Below are 17,580 nucleotides of genomic sequence, written 5' to 3'. Positions count from 1 at the left end.
CACTAAAGCTGCGCACGTTTTACTGTGTCTGAAGGGTTTTCACCAAATAGTTGTTTATAGTCTTTAGCAAACTGGCCCGGATGCCAAAAGCCCCAATTGGCGGCAATCATTGAAATGGGTTTATTTTGTTGCGGATCACTGAGTTCACGGCGTATTTGGTTAAGCCTGGTCATGCGTAAAAAACGCAGCGGATTGATGCCTAAAATACTTTCAAAGCTGTATTGTAAAGTCCGTCGACAAACGTAGGTAAACTCACATAATTGGGTGATAGTCACTATGTTGTCTGGGTGATCGTGAATAAATTCTTTCGCTTTATCAACAACGTTTTTACGGTGTTTATAACTTGGGGTTACTTTTTGCTGGGGGAGTTGTGATTGCAGTAAGTGCAGCACTAAATTTAATAAAATATCGTGTTGTAAAGCCGCACTTGCTCCACCGCCATTAGCATAAATGATTTGTTCAATGCATTCACGAGCACGTTGCAGTGCTTGTGGTGATGTTGTAATACGCGGTGATCCATGCTCACAAATGCCCTGAAGCGACAACCCTTGTTGCTGAGCAATTTGATGAAGGGTATCTTGATTGATCACCATGCCATAAATATTAAATTGCGCAGGGGTGATCAGCTCAAAGTTGCAATCACTTGGGCGGCACATTAATTGATTATCAGCGATGGTGAGACCGTTAATTTTACTGTTTAGTGCGTTTACCGGAATGCCAAGCCATAACGCATTTGGCCATACTTTACACTGTTGTCGTAATGCGCACTGGGTATACTCTTTAAACACTTGCAAACCATCATAAGCCACTTCATCAATACAGCCATAAAAGCGGCCATCACTGACTTGATCATATTTTTGTTGCCAGTTTGTTAGGTTTCCCGCCTGCTGGTCCACATCGGTCGTAGCTAAAGTGCACTTACTTGGTGCATTTGTCGGTAAATTATGTTGCATAGTTGCGTATTACACCCCAGGCTAATTATTACAAGCAAACAGTAGTTGTCCGATTTTTAATTTTAACTATTTGATTTATATTGTTTAAATAACTTTTGCCAAAATTTGATAGTTGCTTGGTACGCTATAAGCTACCTTAAAAGAATCGTTGCACTGTTTATTGCTTTATTTATTGTTTTTTATTGTAGTAAAAGCAATAGCTGTGCCTATCCTTTTTAACACACATTTTGTCAGCAAGGTAAGTTTATGAGTAAATCGTATCGATACACGTTAGGAAGTAAAACCTACCAGTTTAACAATCTCGCACAGTTAATGGCTAAAGCGACCCCGCAGCGCTCTGGTGATAGCTTGGCAGGTGTTATTGCCAGTTCTGCCGAAGAGCGAGCCGTGGCACAAATGACGCTGGCAGAAGTCCCTTTAAAAACATTCTTGAACGATGCCTTGATCCCTTATGAAGACGATGAAATTACTCGGCTAATAATAGATGAACATGACACTAACGCATTTGCAGCAATCGCACATTTAACGGTAGGTGATTTTCGTAATTGGCTGCTGAGTGATCACGCAACAAGCCATGTTTTAGCGACAATCAGAGCGGGTATTACCCCCGAAATGGCTGCTGCTGTTAGTAAAATAATGCGTAATCAAGATCTGATCTTAGTTGCCAAAAAGTGCCATGTTACGACTGCATTTAGAAATACCATTGGCTTACCTGGCCACTTATCAACACGCTTACAGCCTAATCATCCAACAGATAATGTAAATGGCATTGCCGCGAGTATTTTAGATGGGCTGCTGTATGGCAGTGGCGATGCCGTAATTGGTATTAACCCCGCCACTGATAATGTTGCACAAGCGATTAAATTAATGCGCTTAATGGATGATGTGATTGAAAAATACCAGATCCCGACTCAAAGCTGTGTTCTCACGCATGTAACTAACACCATTGAATGTATTGAGGCCGGTGCGCCGGTTGACTTAGTGTTTCAGTCTATAGGGGGGACTGAGGCGACTAACTCAAGTTTTGGTTTTAATTTAAATACACTTGCTGAGGCGCAAGATGCAGCACAAAGTTTAAAACGCGGAACAGTAGGCAATAATGTGATGTATTTTGAAACGGGGCAGGGCAGCTCGCTATCAGCAAATGCCCACCATGGGCTTGATCAACAAACGTGTGAAACCCGTGCTTATGCCGTAGCGCGAAAATTCAAACCGTTACTGGTCAATACCGTAGTGGGTTTTATTGGCCCGGAATATCTATTTGATGGCAAAGAAATTACTCGAGCAGGGCTTGAAGACCATTTTTGTGCCAAATTACTGGGTGTGCCTATGGGCTGTGATGTGTGCTACACCAACCATGCTGAGGCAGATCAAAATGATATGGACAACTTACTGACCTTACTCGGTGTAGCGGGGTGTTCGTTTGTAATGGGGATCCCCGGATCTGACGATATTATGCTTAACTATCAAACCACCTCATTTCATGATGCTCTGTATGCAAGGCGGGTATTAGGTTTGCGTCCAGCACCTGAATTCGAACTTTGGCTGGCAAAAATGAACATTATGACAGATACCCAGCAGCATATTTTGTCTGACACGTTACCGTCACAATTTGCGCGTTCTTTGAAAGCTTTAGGTGGTGGACAGCCATGAAAAACTCATCTCCCAAAACGGCACAGCAAATACAGCAACAACATCAAGATAATGGCAAAGTGGTGCATAACCCATGGCGGCAACTACGCAGCTTTACCGATGCACGCATTGGTTTAGGGCGCGCTGGGATCAGTCTTCCGACGGCTGAAATGTTGGCGTTTCAACTCTCCCATGCGCAAGCACGAGATGCGGTTAATTTTCCATTGGATTTAGCTGCGTTAAGTGAACAGCTAGAGGATTTTTGCGCATCACCACTGCATTTACATAGTCAAGCCGTGGATCGCAATCATTATTTACAACGCCCTGATTTAGGTCGAAAACTAGATCAAGCATCGCGCGATCAGCTAAGCAACTATATGAGGAAAGCGGCTATAGCCACTGAGTTACACCATGATATCGCAATCGTTATTGTTGATGGTTTATCGTCTTTAGCAGTACAAAAAAATGCCCATCCTTTTCTTGTTCAGTTACTGACGATACTGCGTGAACAACCAGAGCCATGGCGTTTGGCACCGATCAGCTTAGTTGAGCAAGGTAGAGTGGCGATAGGCGACGACATAGGTGAGCTCCTTAATGCCAAGGTGGTGCTGGTATTAATTGGTGAACGGCCAGGGCTAAGTTCTCCAGATAGTTTAGGGCTGTATTTAACTTGGCAGCCAAAAACAGGGCTGAATGATGCTTGTCGTAATTGTATCTCTAATATTCGTCCTGCGGGGCTGTCATATCAGGATGCAGCACAACGAACTTTATATCTTTTACAAGAAGCGAAACGTTTAAACCTGTCAGGGGTGGGGTTAAAAGATCGCAGTCAAGACGATGTGATAGAGCATCAAACGCAAACAACAAACTTTTTACTATCAGAATAATCAACAACGAAAACATAATGTAATTACAACAATAAATAGCAGGAGAAGATAATGTCAGATAATAAAGAGTACCTTGCAAAAAGACAGTTAAAACGAGGCTCCGCGGGATGGGTTTTATTGGCGGGATTAGGAGTGTCGTATGTTATTTCTGGGGATTTTGCGGGTTGGAACTTTGGTATTGCAGAAGCTGGTTGGGGCGGCTTTGCTGTCGCCACAGTATTAATGGCGGTGATGTATTTAACTTTGGTTTTGTCATTAGCAGAAATGTCGGCGGCCATTCCGGCATCGGGTGGTGGCTATAGTTTTGCGCGTCAGGCAATGGGCCCTGCTGGTGGTTATTTGACCGGCTTGGCCGTGTTAATCGAGTATGCATTAGCACCCGCTGCGATTGTTATTTTTATTGGCTCGGCGGTCGAAGCGCTACTGGGTTTTAATGGTCCTTGGGTGTATGCGCTGTTCTATATTGTGTTTATCAGTATTCATTTAGCGGGAGTGGGTGAAGCATTAAAAGTGATGATGGTGATAAGTGGCTTAGCGGTTTTTGCCATTATAGCCACTGCGATCGCATTATTTACACATTTTGATGTGTCGCGATTGTTTGATATTGCCATCACCGATGCTGCTGGAGCCTCCGAGTTTTTGCCCTTTGGTTGGTATGGCGTGTGGGCTGCATTGCCGTTTGCAATGTGGTTATTTTTAGCCGTTGAAGGCGTACCATTAGCGGCAGAAGAAGCCAAAGATCCAGCTAAAGACGTGCCAAAAGGAATTATAGGTGCAATGTTGTTTTTATTGTTTACTGCTTTGTTAGTTGTAGTATTGATCCCTGGTGCCGGTGGTGCCAGCGCAATGGGGTCTAGTGCCGTGCCGTTAGTTGATGCGCTAAACGTAACAGGGAATGCAAGCTTAGCAACACTCGTTAATATATTAGGTTTAGCGGGTTTAGTGGCGTCGTTTTTCTCGATTATCTATGGGTATAGTCGGTTAGTGTTTGCGCTCTCTAGAGCGGGCTACTTTCCAAAAAGTTTGTCGGTTACAACTTCACGAAAAGTGCCGGCACGTGCCTTAATTGTGCCGGGTATTTTTGGTTTCTTAGCATCATTAAGTGGTGAAGGTGATTTAATGCTGGCGATGGCCGTGGTAGGCGCTACGGTTTCGTATGCATTGATGGCATTGAGCCATATTTTACTGCGTATTAAACAGCCTGAACTCGCACGACCTTATAAAACGCCAGGTGGCATGATAACCTCAGCAATTGCGCTGGTCTTATCTTTGGTGGCTTTAACTGGGGTATACGCGTTTGATCCTCGTGCATTCTTGTTTACTGTGGTGCTATTTGTGATCGGAGCGATTTATTACTTTGCATACAGTAGTAAGCACTTAGTCGCACACAGTGCCGATGAAGAGTTTGCTATGTTGGCTGAAGCTGAAGCCGCTTTAAGTGCAAAATAGTGATAGTTTAATGTTACCAATAGGCCGTTAGCACGGCCTATTAATAATGCAATTAACCAAGGCGGGTCACGTTTATTTTTATACGCCCAGCATTAGCGCCATAAAAACGCACCAAATCATTTGCAAAAGGCGTAAATTCTCCTGAGTGAGTCATTTTAAATTCACCCCCATCGGCAATCTCAAAAGCATCATTATCGCTATGGGCAATAGCACCAATTAAGGCAAACCAGTTTGCATGTGGTAAACGACGAAAGGGTTCGAGCAATGCCATGGGGATCTCTTTTACACCCAACTGTAGGTTATCTCGGTGCCAACCTTGTGGCCCACATTTTACGCCATCGTCATACCAAAGTTGTTCTGGGTAAGGGCTAAAGCGATAAGTAGCTCCTTGTTCAAGCATTAGTCCTGTTGCATTGTATTGCTCTGCGGCATAAACCAACACATCTTGGCTTTGGCCAATTTGTAACACTGACATGTTTTGATTTTTTAAAGCTATATGGGCAGACAAACCGTTAAAACTAAACGTAGTTTGATCTGCATACAGCAGTTGATAACTAAGGTTTTTTAAAGACTCGGGACGATAACTGGTTAATTGATTGATACGTGTAGCAACACTGTGGTGGATAATGGGTAACAGCTTACTTTGTTCGTCATCAACCAGCACGGTACATTCACGATCAATCAGTTTAAATAAAGGATTAAACCAAAAATAATTCTGTTGATGGCTTAACGCGAGAGGATCTGGGGTGATGGTCATATCATCTTGGGCGATAAAACTGTTTTGATCCGCAGGAAATAACGATGAATACTCGATTGCTTGACTAGTTAAAAAGGATAAAGCCACAGGCAGTTCAAGTAACCACTCCATTGCAAAGCGTAAGCAAATATCCGCCAGCCCATCTCGATAATAGCCACCACCGATATCGGAATGTGCGCCTGCAAACCATATTTCATGTACATTGTTTTGATGATTTATAAGGGTAGGCTCAAAAGCTCGACGCTTTTCATCCAGTGCCACACAATGCAGAGCCTGATTTATGTTGGTCGCTAAAGTATGGTTTTCAAAAATAACATGCTCAGCGCCTCGGGTGGCCTTGGTGACTTTGGATAAACCAATGGATGCCACAGTATCAAATACGCATAAATAAACGTTATTATCTATGAGCGGCTCTAAGCACTTTGCAAAACGTCGTGCTAACGCAGCGCCGCGACTAAAGCCAGTGAGTAACAATGTATCGCCAGTTTTGTAGTAGCGCTTAAAATCATTTATAGCATGATTTAAAATACTGGCAACATCGTCATCGCGTGGTGCGAAAGATTGATTGAGGAATCGCTTTAAACGACTTCCTTGAGTTCCAATACCTTGGTAATAGAAGCTAAGTTGATTAGTAAAAGGAGTAACGGGCTCGTTATTTAATTGGCCACCCATTAATAAATGAAGTTTGAGAATATTCGAAATGCTTGCATCTTCCTTAAAATGCGCAGAGCTGAACTGCTCAGCATCACGTGGCTCACTACCTGTGCCATCAAAGTTGAAAATCAGCGTTTTCGCGGTCATAGCATCATTCCTTTATGTGGTTTTTTATAACTTACAGGTAAATTATTTAAATTTGAAGACAATCCACTCAAATATGCTATAAGGATTTTTTGTTATTAATTTTAGGCAATACTTTTTTATAGATTGAAAATAATATAGTCAAATGTAGTCTAAGCTTAAACAGTTGAAGCTCTGGTTTAGTAACAAAGTTCAAGTTGCCATTAAGCCTTAGGTTAAATAGTTAAGTTACGCAGATTTGCCTAGAGCAAATGTATTATTGTGTATCTTTAGATAGGCATGATAAAAGGTATCGTGTTGCTATGACTAAATTTTTTATTATTTTGCTGTTATGCATACAAAGTACTGCTGCGCTTTCTAATTCAATAACACAGCCTTTAGTAGGATCTCATAATGAATGGCCTCCCTACATATTTGCTGATGGAACGGGTATGACTACTGAGCTTGTACGTGCTGCATTTTTTAGCCAGAATATTGCATTCGATATTAAAATAGCGCCATTTAGTCGTGCAATGCGAATGTTAGAAAATAATGAAATAGATTTGATCCCTGCATTATGGTGGACAGAAAATCGTGCTAAAACAATTTTGTTCAGCCAGCCCTACTTTACTAATGAACTTAGCATAATTAGTAATACTAAGTCGCAGCTTGATTATCAAGGCCCTCACAGCCTAGAAAGCTTAACAATCAGTACAATCAGAGGTTATGGATATCATGAGTATTTATAGTCTATTGATAGGCTTACAATCGTTCCTTTGCTTAATGTCCATAGTTGTCTTGAGCATGTAAAAAAGCATCGCGCTGATATTGCTCTGGTTGATAAATATGCAGCATGGTTTGAAATGAAAAAAAATGGTTACTCAACAGAGCTAACAATTTGGCAACCAGCTTTAATTAAGCACCCTCTTCATATAGGGATCAGTAAAGAGCATCCCGATGCTGAATATATAATAACCTCCTTCAACAAAGGGCTAGAGCAAATAAAGCGCTCAGGTGAATATGATGAAATATTAGCCCGTTACGAACATCTAGCCTCAGCACAGCCAGAGTAACTAATAAAAAAATAAAGACACCCACCTAAAAAAAATAAAGACACCCACCTAATAAATGGCGATTGTAGTAATTCAAACTTAAATGACACCCATAATAATGACTATATTTGCAGTATTACCATGAGGAACTAGTATTTTATAAGGAACGTGATATCTGAGATATTTATGGCTACTGCAAGAAATCGACAAATCAGTTTAACGGACACTCGTTACTATCATTGTATATCACGATGTGTAAGACGTGCCTATTTGTGTGGTGTGGATGAATATACGGGTCAATGTTATGAACACCGCAGGAAATGGGTTGAAGATAAGCTAATGAGTTTGGCATCTCTCTTTTTTATAGATGTGTGCGCTTATGCAGTAATGAGTAATCATACTCATATTGTAGTGTACGTAGATAGTAAAAAGGCGGAAAGAGTAAATGATAGAGCAGTTGCAATTCGCTGGCATAAAGCCTTTAAAGGTTCTGAATTAACACGACGTTTTGCTAAAGGTGAAAAGCTAGCATCTTTTGAGATGAAAATAGTTACAGATAGTATTGCGCAATATCGTTCAAGGTTAATGGATATTAGCTGGTTCATGCGCTCTTTAAATGAATATATAGCGCGAAAAGCAAATAAAGAAGATGACTGTAAGGGGCGATTTTGGGAGGGACGGTTCAAATCCCAAGCGTTACTTGATGAAGCCGCATTATTAGCATGTATGGCGTATGTTGATTTAAACCCAGTTCGCGCAGGTATTGCTGACAAACCAGAAAATTCAGATTTCACGAGTGTCAAAAAGCGTATTATTTCGGTCGCAGCAGGGAAACAGCCCAAATCATTACAACATTTTTCAGGGATGGCAACACAGCATATGGTGAAAGGTTTACCTTTTGAGCTAACTTCCTACCTTTCTCTTGTTGATGCGACAGGGCGCTGTATTCGTCCTGATAAAATAGGTTATATAGCCGCCGATCTAACCCCTTTGCTTGAAAGGTTGCAAATAACCCCCGAAAACTGGTTGAAAGTTACCAGCAAATTTACCACCGTTTTTCACGGTGCTGTTGGAAGACCTGAGTCGTTAAATATGTTTTGTGAACATCAACACTTTAAGCGACGAACGAATCTAACGAATTGCGAAAAATTACTAGCGTGATAACGTAGCCAACCAATAATACATAACTTATTAATTCAGATTTTTTTGACGCCTAAAAATGCAAACGCCTGATATTTATCTGCCATTTGTATAAAAGTCCTTTTTGAAAATAACTACGGTTTTTAATTGTTTCGTTTATTGCCCTAACCTGGATGTTTGCAATTTCATTCTTATTTTGAATGGGTGTCATTGCAATTTTTAGATGGGTGTCTTTTTTATTTACCTTCAATCCATTGCTTTAAAATGTAAGTTTGCATTTTTTTAGATATATATGGATGGGTGTATGGATGGGTGTCAATTTTAATTTTAATGGGTATCATTATAATTTCTAGATGGGTGTCATTTTTTATTTTATTTCTAGGTGTGTAAGTGAAGCGGCGGCTCCACTTACTCTTGTTAGTTGCTTAATGTAATTTCATCTTTGGCCTAACGACCCGGAGCACTTTTTCGCTGATCCATAATGCAAAGGTTTTGGCGCTGCCGTGGATAGCGCGTTGATGCATGCGATAGAGCGAAATATACATAAAGCGGGCTATCTTGCCTTCAATAAAAAAGCTATTACTAGTGAGGTTGCCCATTAAGCTCCCCACGGTACTGTAGCGTGACAAATTGACGAGCGAACCATGATCGCTGTATTCAAAGCCAGTTAACGGCTGTTGGCGCAGTGTCGCAATTAGGTTTTTTTCAACACATTGTGCCATTTGATGGGCTGATTGCGCACGGGGCGGTACTAATTTGCCATCTTTTTGTGTAAACGCGCAACAGTCACCTAATACAAAAATGGTGTCATCGCTATTACTTTGCAAATAGTCGTTCACCATGATTTGGTTATTACGAGTTAGTTCAAAAATCCCGAGATCTTTTATAAAATCGGGGGCTTTTACACCCGCTGCCCATACCATAATGTCGGCATCGATCTGTTCATCATCTTTAGTGATGAATCCTTGATTTGTTGCCTGCTTTACTTGGGTGTTTTCTCGAACGTTAACACCAAGCTTTAGTAGCTCTCTTTTCGCTGAGTTTGCTATACGCTCTGGTAGGGCGGGTAAAATACGCGGGCCTGCTTCGATTAAGTGAATGTGTAAGCGCTTTGCCGACATATTTGTCAAACCATAAAGTTTTAATAAGTCAGAAACATGATACAGCTCAGCTGAGAGTTCAACGCCTGTTGCGCCACCGCCAACAATGGCAATATTTAATGCATGCTGTGGGTCGTCGTCTTGATGTAGCCGAGTAAAGTTATCGAGTAGCGCGTGCTGAAAGCGTTCCGCTTGTTGGTTTGAATCAAGATAAAAACAATGTTCTTTAATACCGGGTGTATTGAAGTCGTTACTGACGCTGCCGATGGCAATCACCAAGTAGTCATAATGAACGGTGCGTTGTGGTAAAATTTGATGGCCAAGTTCGTCATTAAAGGCACTGAGTGTGATGGTTTTATTAGCGTTATCAAGGTTGCAAAAAGTGCCAAGTTGAAAGTTATAATGATGTTTTGCTGCGTGTGCTGAGTAAACTACCCCATCTAAATCGGCATCTATAGAACCCGTTGCCACTTCGTGCAGCAAAGGTTTCCAAATATGGGTGCGATTTTTATCAATTAATAGAATGTCGGCGTGTTTTTTCTTCCCTAGTTTATGCCCTAATTGCGTTGCGAGCTCAAGGCCGCCGGCACCGCCACCGATGATCACGATTTTAGGATGTGTGGTTATCATTTCATTGCCCTCAAAAGAATTATACCTAAATGCTCTTATGATGATGAAACGTATAGAACACTTAGGTATTGAGCTGAACAAAAATGTTCAAAATACCTTTTCAAGCAACGCATTTATAATGCGCCTTTTCTCACGATTTGTCAGTAAAATTTAATAGGAACAAATAGATAAGCCAAGAAAATAAAGCAAAAAAAAGTTACCATGGCAAACATTGCATTTTCAAACTATGATTTCCTTTATTAGGGAATATGAATAAAGGGAAATATTATGAGCGGATCGATACTTTCTTCACTTGAGCAACACTTTGGGTTTAGTCAATTTCGCCAAGGTCAGCAGCAAACCATAGAGCAACTGCTAAATAACCAATCATCATTGGCAATTTTCCCCACTGGATCTGGTAAGTCATTGTGTTATCAGTTAACTGCATTGCATTTACCTAATCTAACGCTGGTTGTTTCGCCATTACTTGCGCTGATGAAAGACCAAATTGGTTTTTTAAATAACAAGGGAATTTATGCCGCAAGCCTTGATTCAAGCCAAACTACAGAGCAAAGCCACACTGTAATGAGCGATGTGCGTGCCGGTAAAGTGAAAATCTTAATGGTGTCGGTAGAACGTTTTAAAAACGAGCGATTTCGTGAATTTATTAATCAAGTGGCTATTTCAATGCTGGTGGTTGACGAAGCTCACTGTATTTCCGAATGGGGCCATAATTTTAGGCCTGATTATTTAAAACTGCCGCGCTATCGTGATGAGCTCAATATTCCCTTGGTATTATTATTAACGGCCACCGCCACTAAAAAAGTAAAGCGTGATATGAGTGAACGTTTTGCAATTACCCCAGAATGCATTGTACAAACTGGGTTTTATCGGGCTAATTTAGACTTATCGATACTCAGCGTGAAAAGCGCTGATAAAGCAAGTACATTGGCTAATATTGTGCGCGAGCAAACGGGCCCAGGGATTGTTTATGTGACCTTACAACATAGTGCAGAGCAAGTCGCTGAAGCGCTTAGCCGCCAGGGCTTACACGCTGTGGCTTATCATGCTGGGCTTGAAGATACTCTGCGTTATGGTATCCAAGATGATTTTATGGCGGGTAAAATTAATGTCGTAGTGGCCACGATTGCTTTTGGTATGGGGGTTGATAAATCAGATATCCGTTTTGTTATTCATTATGATTTACCAAAGTCGATTGAAAACTACAGCCAAGAAATTGGTCGTGCAGGGAGAGACGGACAACTATCGCAGTGTTTTACATTGGCTAATTTAGATGGCTTAAACACGGTTGAAAACTTTGTTTATGGCGATACCCCAGAGCTTAGCGGTATTGAGCATGTGATCAACGATATTCGCCAACACCAAAGCGATCACTCAAAAGAAAGTCAACAGTGGGAAATGCAAGAATACAGCCTTTCAAGTGATAGTAATATTCGCCAATTAGCGCTTAAAACCTTGTTAGTACAATTGGAAATGCAAGGTGCAATAACACCACTTTATGCTTATTACGCCGACTTTAAATATAAGTTTTTGGTTGATAAAGCCGCTTTACTTGGTCACTTTGATGCTGATAGACAAGCATTTTTACAGTTAATATTTAACCATACCCAGTTTAAAAAAATCTGGGGCACACTAAATTTTGACACGCTTACCCAAGCCGCTCAGGTGGATCGCAAACGCGTTGTTGCAGCGCTTGATTATTTAGCAGAGAAGAATTTAATAGCACTTGAAACAAAGCGAATCACCCAAGTCTATCAAGTACATAATGAGGTAATTAATAACCCTGAGCTGGCTAAGCAATTACACAGCTATTTTGTTGATAAAGAGCAAGCTGAAATTAAGCGTATTGCGGCACTTATTCGCTTTTTCGAGCTTAAAACATGTTTGAGCTATAACCTTGCTCGTTATTTTGACGACCATCAAGCGCCACAGCAATGCGGCCATTGCTCAGTATGTAGAGGCCAAGCTGTAACACTTGAATATTCACTCGCTCATAGCTTTGCTAACGATGCTGTAATTTATCAAAAGGTTGATGAGTTACTTAGTCACCTCGCCAGTAAAGGTATACATAATATAGGTATTGAAACCCAATGCCGCTTTTTAGCGGGAATGAGCGTACCGTTATTTGCGCGTAACAAAGTGCGTCAACTCAGTGGTTTTGGTTTGTGTGAGCAGCAGCGTTACAGCGAAATAAAAGCGAAACTACTGGCGCGTTAGTTTTGCTCGTGTATGCTAAGCGGCTAACATTATTTTAGTAAGCCGCTATGCCTCAAACCGTTATCCCCATCGACAATATAATTCCTATTGAAACAGTTACTAACGCCCCTGAGCCGGTTACCTGTGCTAACTGCCAAGCATGTTGTTGTCAGTTAGAAGTGCGTATTGTGACCGACACCGGTGTGCCATTTCATTATATTGAGTATGATAAATGGGGCAGCGAAGTGATGAAACGCGCCGATGATGGTTGGTGCCAAGCACTCGACCGCAATACCTTAATGTGTTCAATCTACGAAAACCGCCCGTTAGTATGCCGCGAATTTGAAATGGCATCGGACGAGTGCATCACCGAGCGTGACCTTGCAGGGATCTGATGGTTGCTTTAGCAGTAGAACACTAAGTGATTGAATCATAATCACTATTCGGCTATGGTTGGTAACTCAACAATAACATTAAACAATCATGCATAAAATAATCACTATTGTGTCAGTTACTTTTCTTAGCTTTATTATATGGGTCATATATCAAGCTAATACGGGGCAACATAGTATTTTCTTTGAGCTTGTTAGAAGTATCCCTTATGGCGATAAAGTAGGGCACTTTTGTTTATTTGGTTTGCTTACTCTAGGTGCTAATTTTGCGTTTAAGCTAAAATCATATTCAGTATTGTCATGCAATTTGTATATTGGTTCGAGCGTCGTGTTTCTATTCGTTTTATTGGAAGAGCTAAGCCAATACTTCATACCTAGCAGAACCTTAGACATCGCTGATCTACTTGCTGATGCTTTAGGTATCCTCACTTTTAGTTTGATAACCAAGCTGATAAATAAAGGTTCGCGATGACGAGTTTTGTTAGCTTACATTAGTTGATTACTGCAAATGAACAGCTTTTTCTCCTGCATAGCAAGCGCTGGTTTGAAGGTTTTTTTGTCGTTAGTTTATTAATGTATCGATAGTTAAATTTTATTCAATTCAATTCAGAACCATTAACCAACCTCATATTCGTTATGCAAGCTCTTAAATCATCATGGTTAATTTTTGGCTGTATTCCATAAATTAACAATGGGTGTCTTTGTTATTTTCCAATCAATTTTTAGTTTACACATTACGAAATTAAGATTGGTGTCTGTGTTATTATCTTTATGCAAGCTCTTAAACCATCATGGTTAATTTTTGGCTGTATTCCATAAATTAACAGTGGATGTCTTTGTTATTTTCCAATCAATTTTTAGTCTACATATTACGAAATTAAGATGGGTGTCTGCGTTATTATCTGTGTTTTTAACCTATGAAAATCGTCTGTTAGTATGTGGCGAATTTTAAATGGCATCAGGTGAGTAAACCACTGAGCGAGCATTAGCTGGGATTTAGTTTGAGATTCTCCCAGCTCTGCTATTTAGCCAATCGATAATTGTGCGCTTGGATACCTTAGTTTCCTACTGCGAGGACTCGCTAAAAAGTAGGCAATGGTTAAGGGACCAATCCTTCCCATAAACATTAAAAACATAATGATAAATTCGCCCAGCGGAGAAAGAGAAGCAGTTAAACCCCGCGACAATCCTACAGTGCCAAGTGCAGACACAGCCTCAAAGGCGACATCTAAAAAAGGCGCATCTTCAACAATCAGTAAAGTAAAAATAGCCAGCCATGTTATACCCGCTGAAACAAGGGTTAAAGCCAGTGCTTTATATACAGATTCTTTGTCGATTTCTCGGCGTAACACAGTAACGCCTTTATCGCGGCGTAAGTAGCTGTAAGTTGCTAAAATCAACACCACAAAAGTCACTACTTTTATACCACTTGCGGTACTGAGTGAGCCTCCACCAATAAACATTAACATCATTGTTAATGCGGTACTGGCATTTCTCAGCTCTTCTATAGCAATGGTATTAAATCCAGCCGTACGCGGTGTTACGGCTTGAAACCAAGCAGCTAGCCATTTACCGACTTCTGACAAGGGTTGCAGTGTTTTTGGATTGTCATATTCAATAACGTAAATCAGTACCAGCGCTACAATATTGATGATAACCGTGCTGATCAGCATTAACTTACTATAGGTGCTAAGGGCTGCCCAACGTTTTGATTTATACACATCCATGAGTACGGTAAAACCTAGGCCACCGATAATAAACAAACCAGTAACGGTAAGATTGATCACAGGATCGTCAACATACTGCATTAGGCTGTTGGGGCTAAGCGCAAATCCCGCATTATTAAATGCACTAATGGTATAAAACAACGCATGGAAAAAGCTGGTTTGTAAGCCCAGCTCAGGGAGCCAGTACAGCGTTAAAATAACAACACCGAGTGACTCAACAATGATGGCAAAAAGCAACACTGATTTTGCCGTACTCAAAAGTGTTGATGTATCTGTTTGATTAAAAGCTGCTTTAGTTACTGTTTTTTGAATAAAGCCAACTTTGTTACCCAATGCCAGCAAGGTTACCACTGCAAATGTCATCAAACCCAAGCCACCAAGTTGAATTAATAGCGCGATCACCCCTTGGCCAAAAGGGGTAAATGCGGAGCCTGTGTCTACCACAACTAATCCGGTGACGGTTACCGCCGATGTTGCAGTAAAGGCACTTTGTATCCACGAAATAGGTTCATTGGTGGCAAAAGGCAGCTTTAATGCTAAAGCCCCTAGTGCGATTAATATCAAAAAGCTGCAGCATAAAATAAGCGGCGGTGCAGCATTGATTTTTTTATGCCCACTGACTTTGCGCTCAATAGGCGTTTTGAGAGGGTGCCATAAAACCATGGTTATAACAGCCTTGGAGCTAGATAGTTTAATTCGACTCGGCTACCTGATAGCAGTAAGGTGTCGTGGGTATGTAACTCAAAGTCGTCATCAAGCTTGACAAACGTTTGCTTGGCGCGCTTTACCAATAGAGGGTCTACAGTGCCTTTTATTTCTCTGAGTAGATGCCCTAGTTTTGTTTTATGTAGGTGAGCTTTTATACTTACTTCAACAACGTATAAGCCATTGCCTAATGAAATATAGTCGTTCACTATCGGGTAATTAAGCGCTTGTGCAACGCGCACACCCATTTCTTCTTCTGGGTGAATAATACGCGAGACACCCAACTTTGATATAATCGTATGATGCGCTTTGGTGCTGGCTTTAACCCATATTTGTTTAACCGCTAAATTTTTTAGTGCTAAGGTACACAATATGCTGGACTGCATATCTTCACCGATCGCGACTAAGACCGCTTCACTATTTGCTAAATCGAGCTCCTTTAACGCCGCTTCATCTGTTGAATCGCATACCACTGTCTCTGATAAGTGCTCAACATACTTTTCGGCGAGTTTTGGGTTGCTATCAACGCCAGTCACTGTGTGTCCTAAATGGATCAACTCCAAGCTTGCTGCAATGCCAAAGCGGCCTAAACCGATAACTGTAAAATGTGCCATAGTATTCCTTCGTTATTTTTTCCAAAAGCTATGAGTAAAAAGTGTAAAAACAGTAAAATATTCTAACCGACCCACGATCATAGCGACCGAGAGTATCCAAATACCGGTGTCTGAAACGGGTTGAAAGTTAGCGCCAACTTCACCAAATCCAGGGCCAAGTACATTGACGCATGCAGCTACTGCAGTAAATGCGCTCCAAAAATCCAGACCCGTTGCCATAAGCAACATTGTAAACAGTAAGCTTGAACCAACAGCAAAGGTCATAAATGCCATAATTGCATGGCGTACATCTTCTTTAACGGGCGATCCTTGATACTTCAGTGTAAATATCGCTCTTGGGTGAAGCAGCTGTTTAATATTGTTATTAATCATTTTGCCAACAATAATGTTACGAATTATTTTATTTCCGCCAGCCGTTGAACCTGCACAACCACCAAGATAGCCGGCAATAACCAGTAAAAACCCAGCCTCAGCTGGCCAGTCAGTAAAGCTTGCTGCGCCATAACCGGTGCTGGTAATAAAAGAAATAATATGAAATGTAGAGAAACTAAATGCTTCAAGTACATTTGAGTAGCTGTCTTTAAGCAGTAGCATGGTGGTTAAAAGAACCGATAAAAGCACCACTATATAAATAAAATAACGCGTCTCTTCATCATGATAATAACTAGTAATGGCTCTTTTGTGCGCTACTTTGAAGTGCAAGGCAAAGTTAATCGCTCCTGCAAGCATAAATACATTAGCTATCCACAGCAGTAAGTGGCTGTGGTAATACCACATACTGGCATCATGGGTTGAAAAGCCCCCAGTTGAAACCGTGGTAAAGGCATGTGCAATCGCATCGTAAAAACTCATTCCGCCAGCATAATAGGCTAAACTACAAAGTACGGTGATTGCTAAATAAACGCCCCATAAATAATGAGCGGTACTGGCAACGCGCGGAGTTAATTTTTCGTCTTTAATGGGGCCTGGTGTTTCTGCTTTTAATAATTTCATGCCACCAATATTCAACATAGGTAAAATAGCCACTACAAAAATTACAATGCCTAAACCGCCCATCCATTGTAAGAATTGTCGATACAATAAAAAGCTAGCAGGCATGTTATCGAGCCCTGATAACACCGTTGCGCCAGTGGTGGTTAAGGCGCTGATTGACTCAAATACCGCGTCGCTAAAGTTAACGCCAGTGACGACTAGAATAGGAATGGCGCCTAACACACCGGCTATAATCCACGTTACTGTGGCGTAAATAAGTGCATCTCTGAATGTTGCGGCGGTTAGATCAGTTTTACGTAAATTGATAAGTAGCACTAAAGCGACAGAGATCATCGTTGCGCCAGGAATAAGAAATGCGCTAATAACTCGGTCTTTAAAAATAAATAATGAAAGCGCTGCAAAGACCAGTTGTACCACTCCCATCCAAATAATAGGAAAGGCGAGTAGTCTTAAGGTGATTTTCCAATTTATCATCAATACGCCTTATCAAATACCTATAGCAGGTAACACGCAATCACTAAAGTTGAGTTGAATATACGGGATCAAATAGTAAAGTCAGCGCTGCACTGCAAAGCT

At 41.1% G+C, this 17,580-nt stretch carries 15 protein-coding genes; 9 read left to right on the top strand and 6 right to left on the bottom strand.

All coding sequences use genetic code 11. From position 1 onward, the window contains the following. Positions 1 to 2 precede the first annotated feature (2 nt). The gene (locus FW757_RS15225) at positions 3 to 953 is read right to left on the bottom strand and encodes a helix-turn-helix domain-containing protein (RefSeq protein WP_182831608.1); all 951 of its coding nucleotides are present in this window, start codon (positions 951 to 953) and stop codon (positions 3 to 5) included. 246 nt (positions 954 to 1,199) lie between these two features. Here FW757_RS15225 and FW757_RS15220 point away from each other — a divergent pair, with 246 nt between their 5' ends. From FW757_RS15220 to eat, 3 genes are read left to right on the top strand one after another with little or no spacing between them, the layout of a single operon-like run. Next, positions 1,200 to 2,606, top strand: a complete 1,407-nt coding sequence (locus tag FW757_RS15220) for an ethanolamine ammonia-lyase subunit EutB (protein WP_182718243.1) — start codon at positions 1,200 to 1,202, stop codon at positions 2,604 to 2,606. Beyond that, positions 2,603 to 3,472 carry an ethanolamine ammonia-lyase subunit EutC gene (eutC, locus tag FW757_RS15215; protein ID WP_182718244.1) on the top strand — a complete coding sequence of 290 codons (870 nt, stop codon included), beginning with the start codon at positions 2,603 to 2,605 and terminating at the stop codon, positions 3,470 to 3,472. The genes FW757_RS15220 and eutC overlap by 4 nt, the downstream gene beginning before the upstream one ends. Before the next feature lie 51 nt (positions 3,473 to 3,523). Further along, positions 3,524 to 4,921 carry an ethanolamine permease gene (gene eat, locus FW757_RS15210; protein WP_446441397.1) on the top strand — a complete coding sequence of 466 codons (1,398 nt, stop codon included), beginning with the start codon at positions 3,524 to 3,526 and terminating at the stop codon, positions 4,919 to 4,921. A 52-nt stretch (positions 4,922 to 4,973) separates the two neighbouring features. Here the strand turns inward: eat and FW757_RS15205 are convergent, their stop codons facing one another. Continuing rightward, the gene (locus FW757_RS15205; protein WP_182718245.1) at positions 4,974 to 6,479 is read right to left on the bottom strand and encodes a phospholipase effector Tle1 domain-containing protein; all 1,506 of its coding nucleotides are present in this window, start codon (positions 6,477 to 6,479) and stop codon (positions 4,974 to 4,976) included. 248 nt (positions 6,480 to 6,727) lie between these two features. Here FW757_RS15205 and FW757_RS15200 point away from each other — a divergent pair, with 248 nt between their 5' ends. From FW757_RS15200 to FW757_RS15190, 3 genes are all read left to right on the top strand, one after another. Continuing rightward, positions 6,728 to 7,204 carry a transporter substrate-binding domain-containing protein gene (locus tag FW757_RS15200; protein WP_404698739.1) on the top strand — a complete coding sequence of 159 codons (477 nt, stop codon included), beginning with the start codon at positions 6,728 to 6,730 and terminating at the stop codon, positions 7,202 to 7,204. A gap of 27 nt (positions 7,205 to 7,231) precedes the next feature. After that, positions 7,232 to 7,528, top strand: coding sequence for a transporter substrate-binding domain-containing protein (locus tag FW757_RS15195; RefSeq protein ID WP_182718247.1), 297 nt, complete (start codon positions 7,232 to 7,234; stop codon positions 7,526 to 7,528). Between the two features lie 165 nt (positions 7,529 to 7,693). After that, the gene (locus FW757_RS15190) at positions 7,694 to 8,668 is read left to right on the top strand and encodes a transposase (protein WP_182718248.1); all 975 of its coding nucleotides are present in this window, start codon (positions 7,694 to 7,696) and stop codon (positions 8,666 to 8,668) included. Between the two features lie 404 nt (positions 8,669 to 9,072). On the opposite strand, the gene FW757_RS15185 is transcribed toward FW757_RS15190, so the two are convergent. After that, positions 9,073 to 10,377, bottom strand: coding sequence for an NAD(P)/FAD-dependent oxidoreductase (locus FW757_RS15185; protein WP_182718249.1), 1,305 nt, complete (start codon positions 10,375 to 10,377; stop codon positions 9,073 to 9,075). Between the two features lie 267 nt (positions 10,378 to 10,644). Between FW757_RS15185 and FW757_RS15180 the strand changes: the two genes are divergently transcribed. The 3 genes from FW757_RS15180 (at position 10,645) to FW757_RS15170 (ending at position 13,437) form a co-directional block, all read left to right on the top strand. Then, positions 10,645 to 12,594, top strand: a complete 1,950-nt coding sequence (locus tag FW757_RS15180; RefSeq protein WP_182783970.1) for a RecQ family ATP-dependent DNA helicase — start codon at positions 10,645 to 10,647, stop codon at positions 12,592 to 12,594. A gap of 47 nt (positions 12,595 to 12,641) precedes the next feature. Then, positions 12,642 to 12,968, top strand: coding sequence for a YkgJ family cysteine cluster protein (locus FW757_RS15175; RefSeq protein ID WP_182718251.1), 327 nt, complete (start codon positions 12,642 to 12,644; stop codon positions 12,966 to 12,968). Positions 12,969 to 13,056: 88 nt separating this feature from the next. Next, a complete protein-coding gene (locus tag FW757_RS15170) occupies positions 13,057 to 13,437 on the top strand; it encodes a VanZ family protein (RefSeq protein ID WP_089369064.1) in 381 nt (126 codons plus the stop codon). A gap of 553 nt (positions 13,438 to 13,990) precedes the next feature. On the opposite strand, the gene FW757_RS15165 is transcribed toward FW757_RS15170, so the two are convergent. The 3 genes from FW757_RS15165 to FW757_RS15155 are packed head-to-tail and all read right to left on the bottom strand — an operon-like array spanning position 13,991 to position 17,478. Next, a complete protein-coding gene (locus FW757_RS15165) occupies positions 13,991 to 15,355 on the bottom strand; it encodes a TrkH family potassium uptake protein (protein WP_182739983.1) in 1,365 nt (454 codons plus the stop codon). A gap of 2 nt (positions 15,356 to 15,357) precedes the next feature. Continuing rightward, a complete protein-coding gene (locus FW757_RS15160; protein WP_182718253.1) occupies positions 15,358 to 16,011 on the bottom strand; it encodes a potassium channel family protein in 654 nt (217 codons plus the stop codon). A gap of 12 nt (positions 16,012 to 16,023) precedes the next feature. After that, positions 16,024 to 17,478 (bottom strand): TrkH family potassium uptake protein, encoded by a 1,455-nt coding sequence (locus tag FW757_RS15155; RefSeq protein ID WP_446441396.1) that lies wholly within the window; start codon positions 17,476 to 17,478, stop codon positions 16,024 to 16,026. Positions 17,479 to 17,580: the final 102 nt, after the last annotated feature.

It is taken from the genome of Pseudoalteromonas sp. 1181_04, from assembly GCF_052850545.1.
The sequence above is the reverse complement of the archived record's forward strand: the minus strand, read 5'-3'. Positions and strand labels throughout refer to the sequence as shown.